General features: G+C 42.3%; 16 protein-coding genes. 11 read left to right on the forward strand and 5 right to left on the reverse strand.

What is annotated here, in order from left to right:
- Window positions 1-128 precede the first annotated feature (128 nt).
- The 4 genes from ACVBIK_RS12825 to ACVBIK_RS12840 all read left to right on the forward strand — a co-directional run bounded on the left by ACVBIK_RS12825 (window position 129) and on the right by ACVBIK_RS12840 (window position 3,390).
- Window positions 129-464 carry a carbohydrate kinase gene (locus ACVBIK_RS12825; RefSeq protein WP_447161763.1) on the forward strand — a complete coding sequence of 112 codons (336 nt, stop codon included), beginning with the start codon at window positions 129-131 and terminating at the stop codon, window positions 462-464.
- Window positions 464-1,642: a UxaA family hydrolase gene (locus ACVBIK_RS12830; RefSeq protein WP_447169829.1), complete on the forward strand. Its 1,179-nt coding sequence runs from the start codon at window positions 464-466 to the stop codon at window positions 1,640-1,642. Before ACVBIK_RS12825 ends, ACVBIK_RS12830 begins: the two co-directional genes overlap by 1 nt.
- A gap of 93 nt (window positions 1,643-1,735) precedes the next feature.
- Complete coding sequence (locus tag ACVBIK_RS12835; protein ID WP_447163467.1) at window positions 1,736-2,638, forward strand: LysR substrate-binding domain-containing protein; 903 nt, start codon at window positions 1,736-1,738, stop codon at window positions 2,636-2,638.
- 101 nt (window positions 2,639-2,739) lie between these two features.
- Window positions 2,740-3,390, forward strand: a complete 651-nt coding sequence (locus tag ACVBIK_RS12840; RefSeq protein ID WP_447169830.1) for a GntR family transcriptional regulator — start codon at window positions 2,740-2,742, stop codon at window positions 3,388-3,390.
- A 148-nt stretch (window positions 3,391-3,538) separates the two neighbouring features.
- On the opposite strand, the gene ACVBIK_RS12845 is transcribed toward ACVBIK_RS12840, so the two are convergent.
- The 3 genes from ACVBIK_RS12845 to ACVBIK_RS12855 form a co-directional block, all read right to left on the reverse strand.
- Window positions 3,539-4,807, reverse strand: coding sequence for a NupC/NupG family nucleoside CNT transporter (locus tag ACVBIK_RS12845; protein WP_447169831.1), 1,269 nt, complete (start codon window positions 4,805-4,807; stop codon window positions 3,539-3,541).
- Between the two features lie 172 nt (window positions 4,808-4,979).
- A complete protein-coding gene (locus ACVBIK_RS12850; RefSeq protein ID WP_447163464.1) occupies window positions 4,980-5,819 on the reverse strand; it encodes a 5'-methylthioadenosine/S-adenosylhomocysteine nucleosidase in 840 nt (279 codons plus the stop codon).
- 355 nt (window positions 5,820-6,174) lie between these two features.
- The gene (locus tag ACVBIK_RS12855; RefSeq protein WP_447169832.1) at window positions 6,175-9,375 is read right to left on the reverse strand and encodes a DUF3427 domain-containing protein; all 3,201 of its coding nucleotides are present in this window, start codon (window positions 9,373-9,375) and stop codon (window positions 6,175-6,177) included.
- A 374-nt stretch (window positions 9,376-9,749) separates the two neighbouring features.
- On the opposite strand from ACVBIK_RS12855, the gene ACVBIK_RS12860 reads away from it, so the two are divergent.
- A complete protein-coding gene (locus ACVBIK_RS12860) occupies window positions 9,750-10,061 on the forward strand; it encodes a helix-turn-helix domain-containing protein (RefSeq protein ID WP_447163462.1) in 312 nt (103 codons plus the stop codon).
- The gene (locus ACVBIK_RS12865) at window positions 10,058-11,314 is read left to right on the forward strand and encodes a type II toxin-antitoxin system HipA family toxin (protein WP_447169833.1); all 1,257 of its coding nucleotides are present in this window, start codon (window positions 10,058-10,060) and stop codon (window positions 11,312-11,314) included. The genes ACVBIK_RS12860 and ACVBIK_RS12865 overlap by 4 nt, the downstream gene beginning before the upstream one ends.
- A gap of 419 nt (window positions 11,315-11,733) precedes the next feature.
- On the opposite strand, the gene ACVBIK_RS12870 is transcribed toward ACVBIK_RS12865, so the two are convergent.
- Together ACVBIK_RS12870 and ACVBIK_RS12875 are read right to left on the reverse strand one after the other, a co-directional pair.
- The gene (locus ACVBIK_RS12870; protein WP_447169834.1) at window positions 11,734-13,317 is read right to left on the reverse strand and encodes a hypothetical protein; all 1,584 of its coding nucleotides are present in this window, start codon (window positions 13,315-13,317) and stop codon (window positions 11,734-11,736) included.
- 66 nt (window positions 13,318-13,383) lie between these two features.
- Window positions 13,384-13,539 carry a hypothetical protein gene (locus ACVBIK_RS12875; RefSeq protein WP_447169835.1) on the reverse strand — a complete coding sequence of 52 codons (156 nt, stop codon included), beginning with the start codon at window positions 13,537-13,539 and terminating at the stop codon, window positions 13,384-13,386.
- 432 nt (window positions 13,540-13,971) lie between these two features.
- On the opposite strand from ACVBIK_RS12875, the gene ACVBIK_RS12880 reads away from it, so the two are divergent.
- The 5 genes from ACVBIK_RS12880 to ACVBIK_RS12900 all read left to right on the forward strand — a co-directional run bounded on the left by ACVBIK_RS12880 (window position 13,972) and on the right by ACVBIK_RS12900 (window position 21,754).
- Window positions 13,972-14,430 (forward strand): hypothetical protein, encoded by a 459-nt coding sequence (locus ACVBIK_RS12880; protein ID WP_447169836.1) that lies wholly within the window; start codon window positions 13,972-13,974, stop codon window positions 14,428-14,430.
- Window positions 14,431-14,549: 119 nt separating this feature from the next.
- Window positions 14,550-16,049, forward strand: a complete 1,500-nt coding sequence (locus ACVBIK_RS12885) for a type I restriction-modification system subunit M (protein ID WP_447169837.1) — start codon at window positions 14,550-14,552, stop codon at window positions 16,047-16,049.
- A complete protein-coding gene (locus tag ACVBIK_RS12890; RefSeq protein ID WP_447169838.1) occupies window positions 16,046-17,542 on the forward strand; it encodes a type I restriction-modification system subunit M in 1,497 nt (498 codons plus the stop codon). The genes ACVBIK_RS12885 and ACVBIK_RS12890 overlap by 4 nt, the downstream gene beginning before the upstream one ends.
- Entirely contained in the window at window positions 17,539-18,687 is a 1,149-nt protein-coding gene (locus ACVBIK_RS12895) for a restriction endonuclease subunit S (RefSeq protein ID WP_447169839.1), read from the forward strand. The genes ACVBIK_RS12890 and ACVBIK_RS12895 overlap by 4 nt, the downstream gene beginning before the upstream one ends.
- A gap of 4 nt (window positions 18,688-18,691) precedes the next feature.
- Entirely contained in the window at window positions 18,692-21,754 is a 3,063-nt protein-coding gene (locus tag ACVBIK_RS12900) for a type I restriction endonuclease subunit R (protein ID WP_447169840.1), read from the forward strand.

Consider the following 21,754-nt stretch of genomic DNA (forward strand, 5'->3'; position numbering starts at 1 on the left):
AGTGGATGTTGCATCACATTTCATATAACTGGCCGCTATTTTAGGGCTCAATATCGATATTTGTGGATTGATAAATAGCAAAAAACAATTAGATTGTAGGATTGTCCGACAATCTAACGCTAAACAGAATGAAAAAAGCCATTCAGCTCGACCCAAGCGACAACGTCGCCACGCTACTCGTAGATGCCACTAAAGGCGATGAGATAGCCATTATCTCAACCAATAACCAAGTCATAGATGTTGTGACCTGCCTGCAAGCCATTACCTTTGGTAATAAAGTGGCGTTAACCGATATTGCCAACCTGCAGCTTATTACTAAAGCGAGTTACCCCGTTGGCGTAGCCATTATGGGCATACCTCGTGGTCAATTGGCACATGTGCAAAATGTGCGTAGCCAACGTCTAGACATTCCCGACAACATTATTCAAGAAATCATTAAACAGATGGGGATTGAGCAAGCATGATGAGCACATTTATGGGTTTTGGCCGCAGCGATGGCAGCGTGGGTATTCGTAATCATGTACTGATTATGGCAGTTGATGAATGTTGTGACGGCATCGCTCGCGCTATTGCCGACAGTATCGATAACGGTATTGTGGTCACTAACTACAACACCTGTATGTATGGTGGTAACGAAGAGATGATCAACACCATGATACATACGGGCAATAATCCGAATGTGGCTGGTGTACTGGTACTCGCGATGGGCTGTGGCAGTATTGATCCTGAAATCGTGGCTGCGCCAATTCGCGCTAGCGGCCGCCCTGCTTTTTCATTGGTGTGCATCAAGCAGCAAGGCACGCGCTCAACCATTACTCAAGGTAAGACGTTAGCACAAGAGTTACAGCAAGCTGCTAATGCAGCGCCGCGAGTCGAAACGCCGATATCAGAGCTAGTTATCGGGGTTAAATGTGGTGGTTCAGATACCAGTTCAGGTATTGCCTCTAATCCAAGTGTTGGCCGTGCGGTAGACACCTTAGTTGATATCGGTGCAACCGCCATTGCCGGTGAATTGATTGAACTCGTTGGTTGTGAAGCGATTCTACGTCAGCGCGCAGTATCGCCAGAGGTCGCCGATAAACTAGAGCGCCTTATTCAGCAAGAAGAAGCGCGTTGGCATGTAGATGGCGCAGAAGTGGAAACCATGAGTATTGGTAACAGTGTGGGCGGCTTAACCACACTAGAAGAAAAGTCTTTTGGTGCGCTGAGTAAAACCGGTACACGCCCAATCCAAGATGTATTGCAGATTAATCACCTCGTACATGAAAAACCAACCACGCCAGGTTTTTATCTATCGGAAGCCACGCACCTATGTGGCAGCGCGGGAATGCACTTTGCTGCACTGGGCGCGCATCTGATTTTATGGACAACCGGCGGCGCAGGCTTTAATAATCCTATCGTGCCAGTGATCCGTGTGAGCGGTAACCAATATTTGCTAAATGAAGATATAGATATTGACGCATCTGGTATCATGCGCGCCGAAGAAGGTGTAGAAAGTGTTGCTGAGCGCATCGTTGCCAAAGTTGGCACTGTCGCTCAAGGCCAGCAGACCAATATTGAAGAGATTGGTTATAGCTATTGTAGCCTGTACCAGAAAGACCAACGTTTAGAGACGGTGTTACGCTTTAAGCCAAGCTGCTAAGCTTTTTCAAAGTAAAGCCGCTAAGCATAAGTCGCTAATCAAGCAACGCCCTTATACTCATGTTTGTATAGGGGCATACTATCGCAGGATGTTATGAATACAACTCAAGCTAGTTCAAGTGCCCGTTTACCGCAGTTATCTTGGTTTATGGCATTTAAAGCGGTGGCAGATAAACAAAGCTTTACCGAGGCTAGCCGTGAGCTATGCCTGACTCAGTCAGCCATTAGCCAGCAAGTTGCCAAGCTTGAAGCGGTGCTGCGTACAAAGCTGTTTTATCGCGGCGGCAGACAAGTGCAGTTAACCGAAGATGGTCAGCGATTACTGTTACAGGTCAATCAGCCGATCCAGGAGTTAATGGGCGTAGTTGATGGCTTTCATAATAATGCTGAGCATTACACTTTACATATTGAGATGGAACCGGTTTTTAGTCGACAGGTTGTCAGCAAATTATTACCTAAGTTTTTAGCTCAGTACCCTACGTTATTGGTCGGGCAGATGCTGACGACTAATCATTTTGATTTTTTACCGCAAACTGAATTGGCGATAAAGTGGGGCGATGGTGACTGGGAAGGCTTTGATTCGCAGTTTTTGTGTAGTCTTGATTATGTACCCGTTTGCTCGCCTGAATACCTCAAGCGTAAACCTTTGACGGTGCCTGCAGACTTAGCTGATGCCAACATTATTCATGACCGCGATAACTTCGATTGGAAGTACTGGCTAAATTATTATCCAGTCGCTCGACTAGAGCTACAAAAGTGCCATTATGCCAGTGAAAGCCAGGTAGTAATGTCGCTAGCAATGAGTGGCTTAGGCGTAGCCGTTTGTGCCTATCAGCAGATCCAAGAGGAGTTAGCTGATGGTCGCTTAGTGATGCCATTTCCAGAGCTAAAAGTGCGTCATCAGCGCGCTTACTATATTTTAACCCGCAAGAATAAGTCGTTATCGCCACAAGCTCATAGTTTTATGCAGTTTGTCCGAGAAGCCATGCTGAGCTAAAAAGTTGAGCTAAAAAGTTGAGCTCAAAAGTAGAACTATAAAGTTGAGCTATAAAGTTGAGCTAAAAGTTAATCTAAATAGTTGAGTCATCAGTAAACGATATGAAAATCACGAAAGAAAGTTTGGAGTCTCAAGCCATCCGTTATCTGCGAACGCATATATTGGAGGGTCACATCAAGTTAGGCGAAAAGCTGGTGGAGAGCGCGCTAGCCAAGCAGTTAGAGCTATCGCGTAGCACAGTGCGTATGGCGCTGAACTCGTTAGTGAATGAGGGCTTAGTGATCCAAAAGCCCTATTCAGGCTGGCAAGTGGTTGAGATTAACGAGCAAGATTTGTGGGAGCTATACCATTTGCGTGTTGCGCTAGAAGGCGAAGCGGCTGCAATGGCTGCCAAGTGGGCCAGCAGTGATGACAAAACACGTTTAGCCGATTTTTTCCAAGAATACCAACTGCTTTGCTTGCAACACAGCACTGATACTCGCCGTATTAGCGAAATGGATTGGCAATTACACCAGCTGATTATTGAGATCTGCGGCAGTGAACGCATGAAGAATCAATATAAGCAGATCTTATATCCACTGCAGGCGTACATTGCGCTGACGCACCAAGATTATGACCTGTCAGACAGTGCGTCTAGCCATCAGGCATTGGTACAAGCGATTTGCGCCGGCGACGCCGAAACCGCAGCCCAGCAAGCCAGAGCCAATATCACCCCAATGACGCGTGGTGATGATTTAGTGAAAAGCGATTGATTATCAAAAGATTTTGTTAACGTCCAGACTCTTACACTCTATAGCGTGTCAATCAGGTTTTAACGGTTGTCGCGTGTAAAGCAAACAGGCCCATATGACATTACGCCATATGGGCCTGTTTGCTAATTAGCGTATGAAAATAGGCTGATTAAACAAGACTCATAAACAAACCGGCAATGGTTGCAGCCATTAGGTTTGAAAGCACGCCTGCAAGCAGTGCTTTTAAGCCTAAAGAAGCAATCTCAGAGCGGCGCTCTGGCACTAGGCCGCCAATACCGGCAATCGCAATCGCTACCGTACCTAAGTTAGCAAAGCCACACAGTGCAAACGATAGAATCACTTGGGTGCGCTCAGACATAGGCATGCCTGTTGCTGCAACAATCGCATCACCGCTTAGGTATGGGGCTAAGTTGATATAAGCAAAGAACTCGTTAATCACAATTTTCTGGCCGATGAACGAGCCCGCCAATAGCGCTTCATCCCACGCCACACCCATCAACCAAGCAACAGGGGCAAACAGGTAGCCTAAAATCAGCTGCAAGCTTAGGCCGTCAAAACCAAACCAATTACCAATGCCACCTAGCATGCCATTCATTAGCGCCACTAAGCTGACAAAGGCAAACAGCATTGCGCCCACAGCCATGGCTAACGACAGGCCATTCATAGTGCCAGTGGTCGCAGCATCAATAATGTTGGCTGGTGGATTTTCTTCTACAACGGTTAGATCTTGATCGTTTACTTTCTCGGTTTGCGGGATTAATAACTTAGCAAACAGTAAGCCCCCCGGCGCCGCCATAAACGAAGCCGCTAACAGATATTCCATCTTAATCCCAAGCTGGGCATAACCCGCTAGCATGGTGCCGGCAATCGACGCCAAACCACCGCACATTACTGCAAACAGCTCGGCGCGGCTCATCTTAGGAATATAAGGTTTAATTAACAGTGGCGCTTCAGTGACACCTAAGAAGATATTGGCACTGGCAGACATAGATTCCGCTTTGCTGGTATTAAGGATTTTTTGCAGTGCGCCGCCAACGATGCGAACCACCCATTGCATGATTCCGAGATAGTACAGCACCGCCGAAATTGCCGAGAAAAACACGATAATCGGTAGCACTTTAAAGGCGATAACGAAGCCGCCTGGGCCAAACAGTTCATACATTTTATCGCTTACAAGGCCGCCAAACATAAACGACATGCCTTCGTTGCTGTAACCAATCACGGTCGACACCGCTTCTGCCATATTAAAAATAACGGCTTGGCCGAAGGATGAATAGATGACAAACGCACCCATAATTAACTGCAGTAAAAATGCCAAACCAACCGTACGGTAGTTAATGGCTTTACGATTTTCAGACGCCAGAAAAGCCACTGAAAGTAGGGCAATGATGCCAACAATACTGATTAAAATTTGCATTTGTTTTGTCTATTACTCTCTAAGTTAAAGAAAGGGATTAGCTAACGCTCAGGCTCATATTTGCGCGATTGAGCGTTAAATTACCGTTTTAAAAGCGAGCGAAAGCAGGCGGGAATACCATTGTTATTCCCGTCACTCATCTTGTTGATTAGATGCTTTTTTTAAACTGGCTTTAAAAGGTCTTAATTAATGCCTTGATGACATCAAGCACATACACCTGACAATCAATCGCCGTTTGCGGCTCAAAGTCTTGCTTATGTTGGTCGGTATTAGACAGCACACGAATACTCACAAAAGGTAGCTTGTAAGCTTCGGCAACTTGCGCAGCCGCTGAGGTTTCCATCTCTTCAACTGAGGTACCCATGGTCTCGTGGAACCAGTTAATACGGTCAACTTCACGGTTCCATTCGTCACAGCTACCAATTCTACCCAGTACCACTTTACCTTGGGTGTAGCTGCTTGCTTGCGAAAGGGCGATTTCAACTAGCGCTGGGTCGGCTTTAAAGTGATTGTGCTCAACTACAACACCGTTTTCACGTAGGTACATTGGCATATCGAAGTTCTGCCAAGTGGTTGGGTGTATGCCTTGGCCTTTTTCAACGAACTCAATTTTGTAAGCGCCCATATTAAAGCTGGTTGCACCAATCACGATGTCAGAGCGAAATAGCTTTGGATCGTGGCCACCAGAGGTGCCCTGATTGATGATAACTTTTGGCTGGTAGTGCGCAATGCCCAAAGTGGTAGATGCGGCAGCGTTAGCCAAACCAATCTCGGTACGCGACACCACAACTGGGTAGCCATCTAATAGACCTTGCCAGAACGTCCACGCACCATATGTCTTTTGTTTTACATCGTTTAGAGCGGCAACAAGCGTCTCGACTTCAACGTCCATCGCGCCTTGAACTAAGATAGGATTTAGCATTTTTGAGGGTAACTTTTCATTGTGTGGCTGTTCAGAGTTTACGTGTTCAGGGTCTAACTTTTCAGCTTTTGGCTGCTCGCAAGTTGGCATGACAAATAACTTCAAATGGAAAGTGCGCGGATGGTAGCAATGGGATTTAGCCTAAACAACGAAATGAAAAGTAAAATACTTGTTGCGGTTTAGCTGGCCTATAAAACGCACAATTTCTGGCTTGAGCAGCTAATTTCTTGGTGTTGTAACCACTTATTTTGTAAGGATATTTCAAAAGGTGTTTATTTGTTGAACGTGCCGCGTTTGGCAATGACTTTAAATTAGAAAACAGTGTTTAAGAAAACAGGCTAGTTAGTGGGGGGCGGTTGAGGTTGCTTAAATGAGCGAGTGGCGTAAAGCCACTCGTTTTGTGATGTCGAAATAGGCTGGTGGATCGGTTTAGCAAAGTAATCTATTAGCCAACAGCTAGCTTAGCTGTGTCATGCCACATATATGCAGGCATAGCTTGTTTTAGCTTCCACGTAATATTCATTGGTTGAGAGCCTTCATGCTTAACAAAGTCTACTGGACCAAAATTGACAAATCCCATGGTTTTTCCGTATTCATCTTTAGCTTGTTCTCTAACAAATAAGATGAATGTCTTGTTGTTTTCTTGCTGCTTTATATAGCTTAATCCTCTACCCGAGGTTGGCTTGGCGCTGTTCTGGGTTTGCCAATGAAATAGCGTAGGGCTGATCGCGTAGTCATGGTACATGGTCGTTGCTGAAAACTGCTTTTCGCATTTATCTAAGGTAACAAACAGCAGTTCAGTATTAGCACCAGCAATATTGAGTACACCTTCTCTACTCGATGATTTCTTATCAAATGTACTATCGCCAAACGCGACTAATATATGTTCCTTGGGATAACGTACATGCATCTTCAATGGCGAGTTATCCACTACTGTATTGCCTACGGCAGACATCTTAAATTCTTGTGTCGTTAAGCGTTCAATAAGTAGTGAAATAACGTCACTAAGCTCGTCTTGCAGTTTCTTATGTTTGAGCGCAAACAAACTATGCTCAATAGTATCAAATCCAGCTTGCTTGCCTGTTTTATCCCAAAAGTCATAATGGCACATGGTTGAGAAAAGCTGATTGTGTTGCTCATCTTTCGGCTCAACACTAGCTTGAGTCGGTAGCGTGAAGTTACTTTCACATAATGCTTTGATGAACAGTAAATAAGAGATCGAAGTACAACTTAATAAACGATTGTTGATTGCACGATAGTAAGCGGCATAAATGTCTAGTTCGTTCTGCTGTATCTCTTCTCCACTGCTTGTTTCTACAAGTGCTCGCCAACCACCAAACTTACCCTCTTTTACTTTATAGATATCCTCTAATGACAAGTCAGGATAGATATGCAGAAAGTTTGCTAGCGTGAGGGGTAAATCTGTCGCGTTAGCGTAGTTTGAAATTAAGCTAAGCAGTCTATTTTTGTTTAAGGTTGCTAGCGATATGTTCTTTAAGATCATTTGCTGTGTTTTTTCTTGCAGCTCTATTCGACATCCTAAAGGTAAATGTGGAAACCCTTGTTTGATCTCTTTTGAAATAGATTGGTTTGTTTTGCCGATAAGCGCTCTAAACTTATGGGAAAAATCATACTCAGGGCGAGAGTTACCAACAAAATCAATGACGGTACAGCACTCTTTATCTTTAGTTAGTCTCAACCCACGTCCTAGCTGCTGAAGAAATATGGTTAAGCTTTCTGTAGGTCTTAAAAACAGTAATGTATCCAGCTCTGGAATATCGACACCTTCGTTGAATATATCAACCACAAACAAAACGTTAATTTCTTTCGATTTTAAACGTTGCAGCTGAATGTCTCGTTCTTTCGAATTGTCACTTGTGAGTACGGCGCAAGGAATATTGCTTAAAGTGAACTTTTGCGCCATGAAGTTAGCGTGATCTTTGCTTACGCAAAACGCCAATGCGCGCATCTGCGATATGTCTGTGACAATTTCTTCTAAGCTTTGCAGTATTCGAAAGACCCTTTGGTCATTGTATGTATAGAGCTTGGTCAGTTCAGCTATATCATAGCGGCCTTTAGCCCATGAAATATTTGTGAGATCGGTGTCATCATCAACAGCAAAGTATTGGAACGGTGATAAGTGACGCTGATTAATGGCTTCTGGCAATCTGATTTCAGCTGCAATGACATTGCAGAAATCTTTCAGAATATCGGCGCCATCATGGCGCTCTGGTGTGGCTGTTAAACCGAGTAATATTTGTGGTGTAAAGTGTTTTAGAATCGCACGGTAACTGCTTGCTGCAATATGATGGACTTCATCAATCACAATGTAGTCAAAGTAATCTTCGGTTAATTGAATCGTCGCTAGTTGATTGTTCAAGCTTTGGATTGACGCAAACAATTGACTAAATCTTTGCGGTTTATGTTGTCCTACTAGCAGTTCGCCGAACTGGTTACTTTTTAAAACACCGCGATATGCACTTCTCGCTTGTTTTAAAATTTCCTCTCTATGAGCTAGAAATAAAAACTTAGCTTCAGGATTAGCCTCATAAAATTCAGCGAAATCAAAAGCGGAAATAATTGTTTTACCTGTTCCAGTAGCCGCTACAACGAGGTTTCTATATCTACCGTGTAACTCACGTTCAACTTTTAGTTTGTCTAAGATGGCTCGCTGATGGGAGTGGGGGTTGATGTCAAAGTAAAAGCTAGGTTCAGCTGTGTCGTATGTTCCTTTCGCTTTTTGTAATGCACTGATTAAGCGCTCTTTGCTTTGGGTCTTACCATCAAAATATTCGAAATCAGGCGATTCCCAGTAGGTTTCAAATGTACTGAGAGATTTTTCAATAATATGTGGGATCTCTTGCGAGGTGATCTTTAAGTTCCACTCTAATCCACTGGTTAAAGCTGAGTGTGACAGGTTGGATGAACCGATATAACCAGTATGAAATCTCGAGTTACGCATAAATAGATAGGATTTTGCGTGTAAGCGTTCTCTGTTGGTATTGTAGCTCAGCTTTACTTCCGTATTTGGCAAAGATGCTAAGAATTCAACGGCCTTAGCATCAGTCGCTCCCATATAGGAGGTAGTGATAACTTTTAACTGCTTACCGCTGCGAGTAAATTCTTCTAGTTCCTTTTTAAAGATCCTGATCCCAGCCCATTTAATAAATGAGACTAACCAATAGATCTTATCGGATGACTGAATTTCACGTTTAATTTCGGTTTCAAGAGATACGCCTGCATTGCTCCCACAGAATAACTCGCTTTGAGTGAGTCCAGTTAGTGGCATGATGCCGTCAATATACTTTGGGAAATCTGACGATATTGGATTTTGCTTGTCGAGCAATGCAGTCAGAATCTTGCCTTGGGTATCAATTAGGTTTTCGGTAATTAGCTCACTATCATCAATATTAGCGCTAAGCCATTCGATGACTTTATTGGCTAAACCTATTTGCTCAAAAACGCGATCATTGCCATTAGGCACAGAGTCTATCGCTATTTCGATGATTCGAGTTAAAAAGCGAGAGAGCCAAGAGGCTGCTTCGCCATTTTCTAATGAACGTTCGCCAACATAGAAAGCTTTTCGATCTAATTTCTGTTCGACTAACTGAGTTATCAGTTGCTCATATATGCCGGTTTGATTCATGAAAAATGCTTTTATCATTTGAAGTTAGCTAAGAGTAACCGAATTGATTAATAGAAATAAGTAGCGGCGATCAAACTTATCAACGGAATCATTCATACTGATTTTCAGACAACAAAAAGCCTAGCATTTAACTGGGATCTACTTATATTTTACTGCTTGTCTTTTACAACGATTTTCACAAGCTCAGAAGCAGTTACTCTACGTTCTGGATCTGTTTGTAGAGCTCTGGCTATCGATCCCTTAAAATATATTTACAACTATTAAGTTGTATTGATGGCTTAAAACATCAGATAAGTTGTTTATAGCTGACTTTACAACTAATATGTTGTTTATATGTTTGTGTACAACTTTTCTATTGTTTGAGGTTGGGTGTGATGACGATTGAGCAAATTTCCAAACTACTTTCATCTCGACGTAAACAGCTCCAGATGGAACAAAAAGATATGTATATGCGTATCGGTATGAAGCAGCAGCAATATCAGCGTATCGAAGCGGGTAGCGATATGAAGTTGTCTACTCTATTACGTGTTCTAGATGGCTTAAATATGGAATTATCTATTACCCCTAAGGGAAGCAATATTGATCAACCTAGATTAGAAGTCGCTTCAAGTGATGCTAGTGTTGAATCGCTAGAAGATGATTCGGATGATTTAGGGTTTTGGTTTGGATCTGAGGATCAGAAATGAGCAAACAAACAGAGCAAGTAGAAGGATTGAAAATTCAGCTACACGGTGTCGATATTGGCGTTGTTGCTCATTATGCTGGCGGAAAGAACATACTTAGTTTTAACCCTGAATATATTGCAATGCCCAAGCATGAAAGACCGGTGCTTACACTTAGACAGCTTCAAGATCCTAGTTATTTTTCTAAGCCTCAAATCCGCAGTGAAAAAATACCACCTGTATTATCTAATTTATTACCAGAAGGGATCTTAAGAGATATTGTGGCGAAAGCACTTCAATGTCACGTAAATAACGAGTTCTCGATTTTGGCCTATTTGGGGACTAATTTGCCTGGTGCATTGGTGGCGACGCCTATCAGAGCAGGTAATATGCCAATTTGGGCATTAGAACAACGTTTAGTGACCGAACCACAGCAGATTAACGTTAAACATGCAGATACTAAATTTTCGCTTGCTGGTGTACAGATGAAATTCTCATCTTCTCATGTAGATGGTCGCTATCACATTGATCAGGAAATCTCTGAAGATATGTGGATTATTAAAACGCCTTCAACGGTGCATAAAGGTGTGTCTGTCAATGAATATACCTGTATGAAGTTAGCCGAAGCTGCAGGCGCAAAAATCCCAGATATACGCTTAATCAAACTCAATGAGTTAGAGGGATTACCAAATATCAGACTCCCCGATGAAACATACGCTTATGGTATAAAACGTTTTGATCGTACTCATGAAGGGCGAGTGCATACAGAAGACTTTGCTCAAATTTTTGGCCTATATCCTACAGATAAATATCAGAAAGTTAACTATGAACAATTAGGGCAGGTACTATTCCGTACAAGTAATGATCGCTTGGGTGATATACAGCAAATGGCGAGAAGATTACTGATTAATATACTGTTAGGTAATGGTGATGCTCACCTTAAGAATTGGACCATCATCTACCAAGATCAACGTTCTCCTCGTTTGTCACCGCTCTATGATGTGGTATTCACAGCTCCTTACATACAAGATGACAGCCTAGCTTTGAATATGGTCAAGTCAAAACAGTGGTATGAAATGACGTTGCAGCATTTTGAGAAATGGTCAAATACGGTAGGTGTTCCATGGGTTGCAATTAAACCACACCTTCTCGATACGATAGAGAAGGCTCGCTCTATGTGGCCAGAGATGCTCGAAGCACTGCCTATGCTAGATGAGCATAAAGACGCTTTGCAAAGTCATTGGCAAACGTTATCACCAGACTTTAAGGTTCGTTAGTTTTATGTCGTTAAAATCAGGTTTTATCGACATGATTTACGAGTGCTGAGTGCATATGTCGATAGTATCGACATATGCTGAGCTGACATCCCATAAAGACAGACTAAAGCAAAACAAAAGCCCAGCGGTAAACTGGGCTCTACTTATTTTTTAAAGCGGCTTCTCCAAACGTAGAAAGCTTATTCCACGTTCTGAATTTGAATGTAGCCTAAAATAGCCTAATTAAATAAATACAATATCTTAGGTGCTATGTTGGTATTCGTGTTTTGAGTTTGGTCACCAATATGGTCACCACTTATTATTTGTTAACTCTATTAGATAACGGGTATTTAGCTTAGTCACCTATTGTGAATCGCCCTATTTAACATGTTTCACACTGTAGAGTAGGTTCTTAACTAATATCTGTAACAGCTGGCTTGCTAAACTTGCGCATACCTTGCCATGTGGAGCATTTCATAAGTAGTCTTAAGGCGGTCTTCTGATTCATCTAAGCCTCGATACCAACGTACTTTAATACCTAGGTAATTAGCCCATGCTATGCCTTTTTTAAAATCACGCCAAAGCCTGTTTTTAGCACAAGATTCTATATATTGGTTGACTAAAAGATATTGGTCTTGACCACCGCAGTATTTAGCCTCTTGAAAGGCCTTCGAGTAGTGCGGTAGAGCAAGAGTGTGCTCTTCTCGTCGATAATAATATGTTGCCCATACCCAGTTGCCCACCCAACTCAGATAACAGTCTAGGTTTGCTTCAGTTACCTGTTTCGTAAACTGTCCTATTTTTTCTACGTTGACTTTAGGATCCTTACGAAGCCTTAACCCTTCAAGTAATAGTTCTAAAAACAAAGGAGGAGCCATCGCGATCGTCTTTTCTCGAGCCTCCTCAAGTAAAGGTGATAAGAAAAATGGTTGAATTCTTTGTAAGAAGAACTTTATATCAGCTGGATTGAATCCACTGTTATATTTTTCCCTGAACCTAAGGTCTATGGATTTTGAGCCTTGCATCAATTGTTCTGATGTCAGCTCCCAAAATTTTTGTGTTTTATCGAACCAGACTCTGTCAATAATCGCTGGATTACGGATCTCACTGGAATCTATAGCTTTTGATAAACTAGCTTTAAAACTACGGTGAACTTTGCCTAACCTGCGATCCTGCCTTCTAAGATGCATAGTTATGTCTATAACAAAGTCTCTTCCAAATTGCCGCTCTAACTCAGTGAATACCGATGTAGAAAACCGAGCAATAAATAATGTAGCCTTAAAGCTGCGCAGAGTGTCGCTATCAACAGTTCTCTTATATTGACTAGATGTTGTTGCCTCCATTGCAGATACAGAGGCAGTAAGGTTTTGTAATAAACTTGGCCAGCTAGGTAAATTCTTTCCTGTTGCCCAACGGGAAGCATTCTCAAGGTTTTGCGACAAACGGTAATTGTCAGTCGAACCGAAGTCCGGGAAATGGAAATGTGTTTGATTAGTTTCACAAACGGAATAGATCCAGTTCATGGCTTTGGCTATAGGCCATTGAATAAATTTCTCTGTAAAATCCGGAAGCCACCAATAGCAGTCAGAAGGGTTTAAAAGATTAGATGCTGATACATTGTATTTTAGGGTGTTCTTTTGATACGAGAGGATTGTTCGGTCAAGTAGTTTAGTTTTAATCAGCCATTTAACAGACTCTGATTTTGATAGAAAGGTTCCATCACCTCTTACTAAATCAAGATACTGGGTTAGTACATCTTCTACTGAAGCCATGCATGCGTAGGTGACTCTTAAGTCGTCAGTTGCTTTAAATATAAGTTCAGCCAATAACTCGAGTAAATTGGTTAGATTTTTTTCTAATTCACTCTCTTCCTTTGCTAAGCGACGAAGCTGTGTTTGGATTTTCTTCTTTGTTTTTTCATCACCAACAACTGTTGAATCATCATTTTTTTGTGGCAACACTCCAGCATGATCAAATAAAGCTTTGGTGATGTCTCCGATACTGGGTAACTGTGGTTTTGGCATGATCAACAATTCCGTGTTGTTTTGGGAAAGGTAGCTTCAAATAAAGCTACCTTATTCGTAGAAAAATTACTTGCCTTTTGGCTCAGCATTACCTCTACCGCCACCTGATTTATTACCTGTTGTCGCGGGCCAGTTACCACCTGGGCCAGGATGAGTTGAAGGTCCACGTCCGCCACTTTTGGCTCCGCCATTTCCAGATTGTCCGTTATTACTTTTTGCCATGATATTTTTTCCTATAGCTCTAGTTAAATTTGAACAGCATTAGCGCAAGCCTATGCTCTTCGTTGAGTGCATGGCTAAAGTTACTCTTACTGTAAATTAAAGGCTTCCTGCATTTTGGCGACGGTAATTTGATGAAGGATTATGTTTCTTGTTTACTATTAAGGAGTGTGACCGAATACACTGGAAGGGGTTAAAAAGTCGATTTACCAAGAAGCATAACACCCCTATTAAATGCAATTATATCAGCAGCTTGAAAATTTGGCTATTCGTAGGTTCTTGCCTTTTGAACCCTCTTGCAAATTTAAATAATAGCTATAGTGTTTGGCAGGTACCCAGTGACTAGAAAAAACTCTTCCTGTACCTTTGTTCTTAAGCGTACGTGGTTATGCTCAGTTGTTTTATTCACCATCATTAATGGGAAATTCAAAAGCTATGAATGTACAAATGAGAGTTGCAGCTAGAAATGGGAATGTATTTTTTACTGCCATGAACACCTCTGATAGCCTTGTTTACATAGGCGATAGCCCTGCGCATATTTTTGCTTATCTTAATGAATTTGAACCTAAGGTCATTACTGATGTATATGGTATTAATGCATATCCAGCACAAGTTGACGCACAATTCAGGCCACAAATCACGCAAAAACAAGTGCTAGCAACCTCAAGGATATTGGAATCGATTTTTCGTGATAAGAAGCGGTTTGCTGACTTTCAAGGTTTTTATGATATTGAAGATGACTTAAAAAATGTTGGAGTTGATCGTTATGACGCGATACTCATATTGACTTATTTAAAGGCTAATAGGCAGTTTGTACCGCTAATTGAGAAAATGGATTCAACAAGCTCGCCAATTGAGTGTAAGACCTTTGATTTACCACCTCATATTCAATAGCATCATCGTTTAAATATCTAATTTTGGTTCTAACATTTGTTAGAACCAAATCGCTTAACCATTTGCCCAAATAGTGTAAACTCCAAGCAGATAAAGTACCTTAGTTTACTTGGATTTACATGACCCTCATTACTCTCAAAGACTTAGAAGCGCACCTTTGGCATGCGGCCCATATAATCACGGGCCCAATCGATGCATCAGACTACAAAACCTATATTTTTCCTATCCTGTTCTTTAAGCGTATTTGTGATGTTTACGACGAAGAGTTTGCAGATGCGATGGAGCAAGTGGGTGATGAAGAGCTTGCTAAAGGCGACATGTTCCACCGCATTCAAATTCCACCAGCATGCCATTGGAGAGATGTGTTTGCTGATACTAAAGATATCGGTCAAGCGCTGAAGGACTCTTTCCGTGGTATAGAGCTGGCTAACCCACAACTGCATGGTATTTTTGGCGATGCAAGTTGGACCAATAAAGACCGCCTCTCTGACGAACTCCTATCAACATTGCTAAATCACTTTAACCAAGTAAACCTTGGGGTATCGAGTGTGCGTGATGATGACATGGGCCGCGCTTATGAATACTTGATTAAACGTTTTGCCGATAAAGCGAATAAGAAAGCGGGTGAGTTCTATACACCGCGTACCATCGTTCGCCTTATGGTTAATATCCTCGACCCACAAGCTAGCGAGAGCATATATGATCCAGCTTGTGGTACTGGCGGTATGCTACTTGAAACCATTCATCACGTGAAAGAGAACGGCGGTGATCCGCGTCTTCTGAAGATTAAAGGTCAAGAGAAAAACTTAACTACCGAAGCTATCGCTCGCATGAACTTGTTCCTACATGGGCAAGAAGACTTTGAAATCGTTCGTGGTGATACCCTTCGTGACCCAAAGTTTATTCAAGATGATCAGCTTGAAAAGTTTGATTGTGTAGTCGCTAACCCGCCATTCAGCCTAAAAGAGTGGGGCTACGATTATTGGACAAGTGATCCATATGGCCGTGCTGGGTTCGGTTTAGCGCCTAAAACCAATGGTGACTTTGCTTGGGTGCAACATATGTTTGCCTCATTGAATGATAAAGGCCGCATGACTGTTGTATTACCTCATGGTGTACTTTTCCGCAGTGGGGCCGAAGGTAAGATCCGTGAAAAACTACTTAAAGAAAACCGCATTGTTGCAGTAATTGGTGTTGCTTCCAACCTGTTCTACGGTACAGGTATTCCTGCTTGTATTCTGGTATTGCGTAAAGCTAGACCTGAAGCCCATAAAGACCATGTATTGATCGTTAATGCCGAAGAGATTTACACCAAAGGTCGTGCTCAAAACACCTTGTCAGAAACACAAGCTGACGACATTTACGATATCTATCAGCAGATGCGCACTGAAGGTCCAGCAGCCGATGATATTGAAGGTGTCGCTCGTTGGGTGCCACATAAAGAGATTGAAGAAAATGACTTCAACTTGAATATTGCACGTTATGTGCAAAAACCTTTGGAAGAAGAAACGATAACTGTTGAAGAGGCCTTAACAGACTTTCAACAAAAGTTAGCGGCATTAGAAGTAGCTGAACAAGATCTTGAAGCCTTGTTGATCAAAGAGGGCTTTGAACTATGAACAAGAATAAATTAGAAGATTTGCTTTGGGGCGCTGCGGAGTTTCTGCGTGGGCAAATCGATGCCTCAGACTATAAGCAGTTTGTATTTCCTCTGCTTTTCTTTAAGCGCCTGTCAGATGTTTACTTAGAAGAGTACAACGAAGCGCTAGAGTTGCATGAAGGCGATGCGGAATACGCTGCTATGGCTATGTTCCACCGTTTCGATATCCCTGAAGAAGCAAGTTGGGAAAAAGTACGCAACACCAGTAAAGACATTGGTGAAGCAATCCAAAATGCGCTGCGTTTGATTGAAGCAAAGAACGAGCGTTTGCATGGTGTGTTTGGTGATGCGCAGTGGACCAATAAAGAGCGTTTGCCGGATCACCTACTCGCTGATCTTATTCAGCACTTTAGTAAAATACCGCTAGGTATTAAATCGGTAGCTCAAGATGATTTGGGTGAAGCCTACGAATATTTAATCAAGAAATTCGCTGATGATTCCGGTCATACAGCTGCAGAGTTCTATACCAACCGAACCGTAGTGCATTTGATGACTCGCATCATGCAGCTTAAGCCTGGTGAAACGGCTTATGACCCAACTTGCGGTACAGGGGGGATGTTGCTTAACGCAGTAATGGATTTACGTTCGCAAGGTGAAGAGTGGAGATCGGTTCATTTACATGGTCAAGAAGTTAACCTGCTGACATCAGCAATCGCTCGTATGAATATGTTCCTGCATGATATTGAAGAGTTCGATGTCATGCGTGGTGATACGTTAGGTGACCCTAAGTTTATTGAAAACGACCAGCTTAAACAGTTTGATGTGATTTTTGCCAATCCGCCGTACTCGATTAAAAAATGGAACAGGGAAAAGTTTGCCAGCGATCCGTATGGTCGCAACATGTACGGTGTGCCACCACAAGGCTGTGCCGATTACGGTTTTTACACTCACATCATCAAAAGCTTGAAACCGGAAACTGGTCGTGCGGCAATGCTTTGGCCACATGGTGTCTTGTTCCGGGATTCTGAGCTAGCAATTCGTAAGCAGGTTATCGAATCTGACATTATCGAAGCGGTGATCGGTCTTGGTCCAAATCTGTTCTATAACTCGCCAATGGAGTCTTGTGTGGTGGTGCTTAATTGTAATAAACCCGCAGAGCGAAAGAACAAGATTTTATTCATTAATGGCATAGAACATGTTACTCGTGAACGTGCCCATAGTCACTTATCTGAAAGTGATCTGGATGTATTGGCAGAAGCATATTTCAAGCCAGGGAATCAAAGTGATATCACTGCGCTGGTAGATTTAAACACTATCAGAGAAAATCTGCATAACTTATCTATTCCGCTCTATGTTCGAGTTAAAAATAACGAAGAAGCTCATGACACCGAACACGCAATTGAAACTTGGAAAGTAAGTCGTGTTCAGCTGAAAACACAAACTAATAAGTTATTTGAGAGCCTTGTCAAACTTGGCTATACAATCGAAGAGAGCAAGGTGAGCAGTAAATGACAACACGACTTCCTGAAGGTTGTAAAATGGTGAAGTTTGCCAATATTGCCAATCAAATTTCTAAACGTGTAGAACCTACAGAGACCGAGCTACAAATTTATGTAGGGTTGGAGCACTTAGATCCTGATAATTTGAAGATTAAGCGTCATGGTGTTCCTAGTGACGTTACAGGTCAAAAACTATTAGTAAAGAAAGGACAGATTATTTTTGGCAAGCGTCGCGCTTATCAGCGAAAGGTTGCTGTTGCGGACTGGGATTGTATTTGCTCTGCGCATGCTATGGTGCTTGAAGCAAACTCTGACAACGTCATACCAGAGTTCTTGCCGATTTTTATGCAGTCAGATTCATTCATGGATAGGGCTGTAGCTGTTTCTGAAGGGTCTTTGTCTCCAACTATTAAATGGAAGGTATTATGTGAGCAAAAATTTAAAATTCCTTCATTTCAAGATCAAGAAAAAATTGTAAATGTATATAATAAACTGCTTTCTAACCAGGTGAAGCTTGACGGGTTTATTCTGTCATCACTTAGCTTGAAAGCGGCACTAGAAAAACAATTTTCATACATAAAGGATTATAAGAAAATTGGCGATGTTACAGCATTTGTAACTAGTGGCTCGAGGGGATGGTCGAAATTCTGTGGCAATGAGGGTGACTTGTTTTTACGAATAACTAACATGACCCGTGGAAGAATTAATCTTGATTTATCTGATACCAAATATGTAAAGTTACCTTCAAAAAACTCTGAAGGTGCACGGACTAAAGTTCAAAATGGTGATGTTTTAGTTTCTATAACAGCAGACTTAGGATTGGTATCTCTCATTGAAAAAGGCGTTGAAACTGCCTATGTAAATCAGCACATAGCGTTGCTACGTCCCGATAAAACTATCAATTCAGATTATTTGGCATTTATGTTGTCTTCGAAGTTTGGACAGAGACTATTAGGTTCTTTAAATGATGGAGGTGCAAAAGCTGGAATCAGTTTGAAGAACCTAAAGGAGTTGAGAATCCCAATGCCAAACCTGAGCATTCAAACAAAGATTGCAAAGCCATTAAGAGAGTTACAACAAACAATCATCAAAGAAGAGAACTATAAGAAAAATTTGTTAACAATGCGAAAAGCAATTTTAGAAAATTATGTAGGCTAAAATTATGTTTAATGAACAAACCGTCACAGAAAATGGAATTATTGATCGTTTAAAGGGCTTAAGCGGTGTTAAGTGGAACTATTGCCATGGTGAGGACTTACCTAAGCAAGCTCACGATATCTTCGTCGATACCTGGCTTAAAGACGCGCTTTGTTCGTTAAACCCTGATATTGGTAAAAATCCAGATTATGCCGATGAAGTGATCTATAAAATTCGTGGCTTGATGCATGAAGCTAAACATACTGGGTTGGTGAAAGCGAACGAGAATTTTCACGAATGGTTAATGGCAGAAAAAAGTCTCCCGTTTGGTGAGAACGGTGACCATATCACTATCAACCTGATTGATTTCAATAATATTGAGCGCAACCATTTTGTGGTCGCACAGCAGGTCCACTTTATAGCAGCAACAGAAGTGTTCTTTGATATCGTACTGTATGTGAATGGTATTCCGCTGGTGGTAGGGGAAGTGAAATCAGCAACTAGGCCAAGTGTTACCTGGCAAGATGGCGCCGCTGACTTCATGGGCAGTACTAAGCACTACTGGAAAAACGTTGAGCCCTTCTTTGTACCAAACCTTCTATGCTTCGCCTCAGAAGGTAAGACATTTGCTTATGGTGCGATTAATGCACGAGTTAAAGACTGGGGCCCATGGCATAAAACGGATCAGCGAGATGAAATTCCAGCTAGCCTAGCAACTGTACTCGATAGCTGTGAAGGTTTGTTAAACCCTGCAACCTTACTGCAAATGCTAGAGTCATTCGCGCTGTTCTCGACTGTGAAAACAGGTAAAGACACGCCACCTAAACGTATTAAAATTCTGCCCCGTTATCCACAGTTTGAAACGGCAAAACAAATCGTCGAGCGAGTTAAAAAAGGTTATCCCAAAAAGGGACTTATCTGGCACTTCCAAGGTTCAGGTAAATCACTTTTGATGCTTTATGCCGCGCGAATGCTTCGAGCAGATAATGACCTAAAAAATCCGACTGTACTGATAGTGGTCGACCGTCGCAATCTCGATAGCCAAATTAGTGAAACCTTTGGCGGAGCTGATATTAAAAACCTCATCAAGGTGAAAAGCTGTAAAAAGCTTGGCGCCCATATTGAACAAGATAGTCGCGGCATTTTGATCACCACTGTCTTTAAGTTTCAAGATGTCGTAATGGACGATAATAATCCGGACGGTTTGAATAACCGTGACAATATAATTGTGCTGGTGGATGAGGCGCATCGTACTCAAGAAGGTTCATTAGGCGATAAAATGCGTTGGGCACTGCCGAATGCACATTTTTATGGTTTAACGGGTACGCCTATATCGGGTATCGACCGAAACACTTTCAAACTCTTTGGTGCTGAAGAAGACGAAGGTCGGTATATGAACCGCTATAGCTATAAGCAGTCTATTCGCGATAAAGCGACCAATGCGGTGAAGTTTGAACCGCGTTTGGCCGAGTTACGTGTAGATCGCGCAGCCATCGATGAAGCGTTCGAGGAAATGGTGACAGCTAATGATTTAGACAAAGACGAGAAGATTGCTTTGTCTAAACGCGCAGGTAGATTGGCTATCATGCTAAAAGCGCCAAAACGCATGGCTGCGGTGAGTGAAGATATCGCCAAGCACTTTGTTAGCCATGTAAAACCTAAGCAGATGAAAGGCATGGTTGTAGTTTATGACCGTGATGCTTGTGTACAGATGTATTACTTGCTGGGTGAAAAGCTAGGTTTCGATGCCGTAGAAGTGGTGATGAACGTCGATCAAGCGCCTATTAAGGACCCAGATCCCGCCAGAGAGGGCAAGTTAAACAAAGATTGGCGCAAGTGGAAGCAAGATCTTGAACTTCCAATCCAAGAGCAAGATTTTGAACGCTGGCAAGAAATTGATGGTGATGAGCAAAAACAGAAGGGGCTGATTGAGGACTATAAAGATCCGAAACAACCGCTTCAATTGTTGATTGTTACCGCCAAGCTGCTCACCGGTTTTGATGCGCCTATCTGTTACTGCATGTATTTAGATAAGCCACTGCGTGATCACACCTTGCTACAGGCGATGTGTCGTACTAACCGTTTGTACGAGACTGACAATGTTAGTAAGCAGATGGGCCTTATCATTGACTACCTTGGCGTGTTTGAAAATCTACGCACGGCTCTAGCTTACGATCCTGAAGAGATTGAAGGTGTCGTCGAAGGTATTGAAGCCTTTAAAGAGTTGCTGCCTGCACAGCTTGATAAGTGTTTAAGCTTCTTCCCCAATGTGGATAGAACCCTAGAAGGTTTTGACGGCATCATAGCTGCTCAAGCATGTTTACCAACCAACATTAAACGCGATGAGTTCGCCGCTGCTTTTGGTGTGCTTGCAAAATTATGGTCTGCGATTAATCCAGATGCATTCTTAATGCCTTATCGAATTGACTATAAGTGGTTAGCGCAAATCTATGAATCAGTGCGCCCTGTAGGGCAAACAGGCTCGTTAGTATGGGCGGCATTAGGCCCTGAAACGATCAAAATGATCCACCAGCACACAGACATCAATCGCATTCGAGATGATATCGATGAGTTGATTATGGATGAGCACGCTGTTTTTACGCTGACAGAAAAAGAGCAAGAGAAGCGAGCAAGTCAGTTAGAAATTGACCTAATGGGTCGTCTACGTGGTAGTGGCAACCCTACTTTCGTTGCACTCGGTGAACGGTTAGAGAAATTACGTGATGCCTATGAAGCTGGTGTTATCAAGGCCATAGATTGGTTGAAGGGCTTGCTGGATGCAGCAAAAGACACAGTGCAAGCAGAGCGTGAAACGGGTGATTCACCTGTCACTCAAGAAGACAACAAACAGGCACTAACTAAGTTGTTCTTACACACTCGTCCAGAGAGCACGCCAAAGCTCATTGGCGATGTGGTTGAGCAGATAGACAAGATAGTAAAAGCCAAGCGTTTTAAGGGCTGGCAAACGTCCAACAGTGGCCCAAGAGAGATTCAAAAGGCTTTACTACTAACGTTGGCACAGTTTGGCTTAGGAAAAGATAAAGAACTGTTCGCAAAGGCATACAGTTACATTGAAGGACATTATTAA

The organism is Shewanella sp. 125m-1 (assembly GCF_052977065.1).

Bases quoted from the DNA above. Each gene is read 5' to 3' on its own strand.
- ACVBIK_RS12840 (WP_447169830.1), top strand. From the start codon at position 2,740: ATGAAAATCACGAAAGAAAGTTTGGAGTCTCAAGCCATCCGTTATCTG.
- ACVBIK_RS12855 (WP_447169832.1), bottom strand. From the start codon at position 9,375: ATGAATCAAACCGGCATATATGAGCAACTGATAACTCAGTTAGTCGAA.
- ACVBIK_RS12860 (WP_447163462.1), top strand. From the start codon at position 9,750: ATGACGATTGAGCAAATTTCCAAACTACTTTCATCTCGACGTAAACAG.
- ACVBIK_RS12825 (WP_447161763.1), top strand. From the start codon at position 129: ATGAAAAAAGCCATTCAGCTCGACCCAAGCGACAACGTCGCCACGCTA.
- ACVBIK_RS12835 (WP_447163467.1), top strand. From the start codon at position 1,736: ATGAATACAACTCAAGCTAGTTCAAGTGCCCGTTTACCGCAGTTATCT.
- ACVBIK_RS12845 (WP_447169831.1), bottom strand. From the start codon at position 4,807: ATGCAAATTTTAATCAGTATTGTTGGCATCATTGCCCTACTTTCAGTG.
- ACVBIK_RS12885 (WP_447169837.1), top strand. From the start codon at position 14,550: ATGACCCTCATTACTCTCAAAGACTTAGAAGCGCACCTTTGGCATGCG.
- ACVBIK_RS12900 (WP_447169840.1), top strand. From the start codon at position 18,692: ATGTTTAATGAACAAACCGTCACAGAAAATGGAATTATTGATCGTTTA.
- ACVBIK_RS12870 (WP_447169834.1), bottom strand. From the start codon at position 13,317: ATGCCAAAACCACAGTTACCCAGTATCGGAGACATCACCAAAGCTTTA.
- ACVBIK_RS12880 (WP_447169836.1), top strand. From the start codon at position 13,972: ATGAATGTACAAATGAGAGTTGCAGCTAGAAATGGGAATGTATTTTTT.
- ACVBIK_RS12875 (WP_447169835.1), bottom strand. From the start codon at position 13,539: ATGGCAAAAAGTAATAACGGACAATCTGGAAATGGCGGAGCCAAAAGT.
- ACVBIK_RS12895 (WP_447169839.1), top strand. From the start codon at position 17,539: ATGACAACACGACTTCCTGAAGGTTGTAAAATGGTGAAGTTTGCCAAT.
- ACVBIK_RS12890 (WP_447169838.1), top strand. From the start codon at position 16,046: ATGAACAAGAATAAATTAGAAGATTTGCTTTGGGGCGCTGCGGAGTTT.
- ACVBIK_RS12865 (WP_447169833.1), top strand. From the start codon at position 10,058: ATGAGCAAACAAACAGAGCAAGTAGAAGGATTGAAAATTCAGCTACAC.
- ACVBIK_RS12850 (WP_447163464.1), bottom strand. From the start codon at position 5,819: ATGCCAACTTGCGAGCAGCCAAAAGCTGAAAAGTTAGACCCTGAACAC.
- ACVBIK_RS12830 (WP_447169829.1), top strand. From the start codon at position 464: ATGAGCACATTTATGGGTTTTGGCCGCAGCGATGGCAGCGTGGGTATT.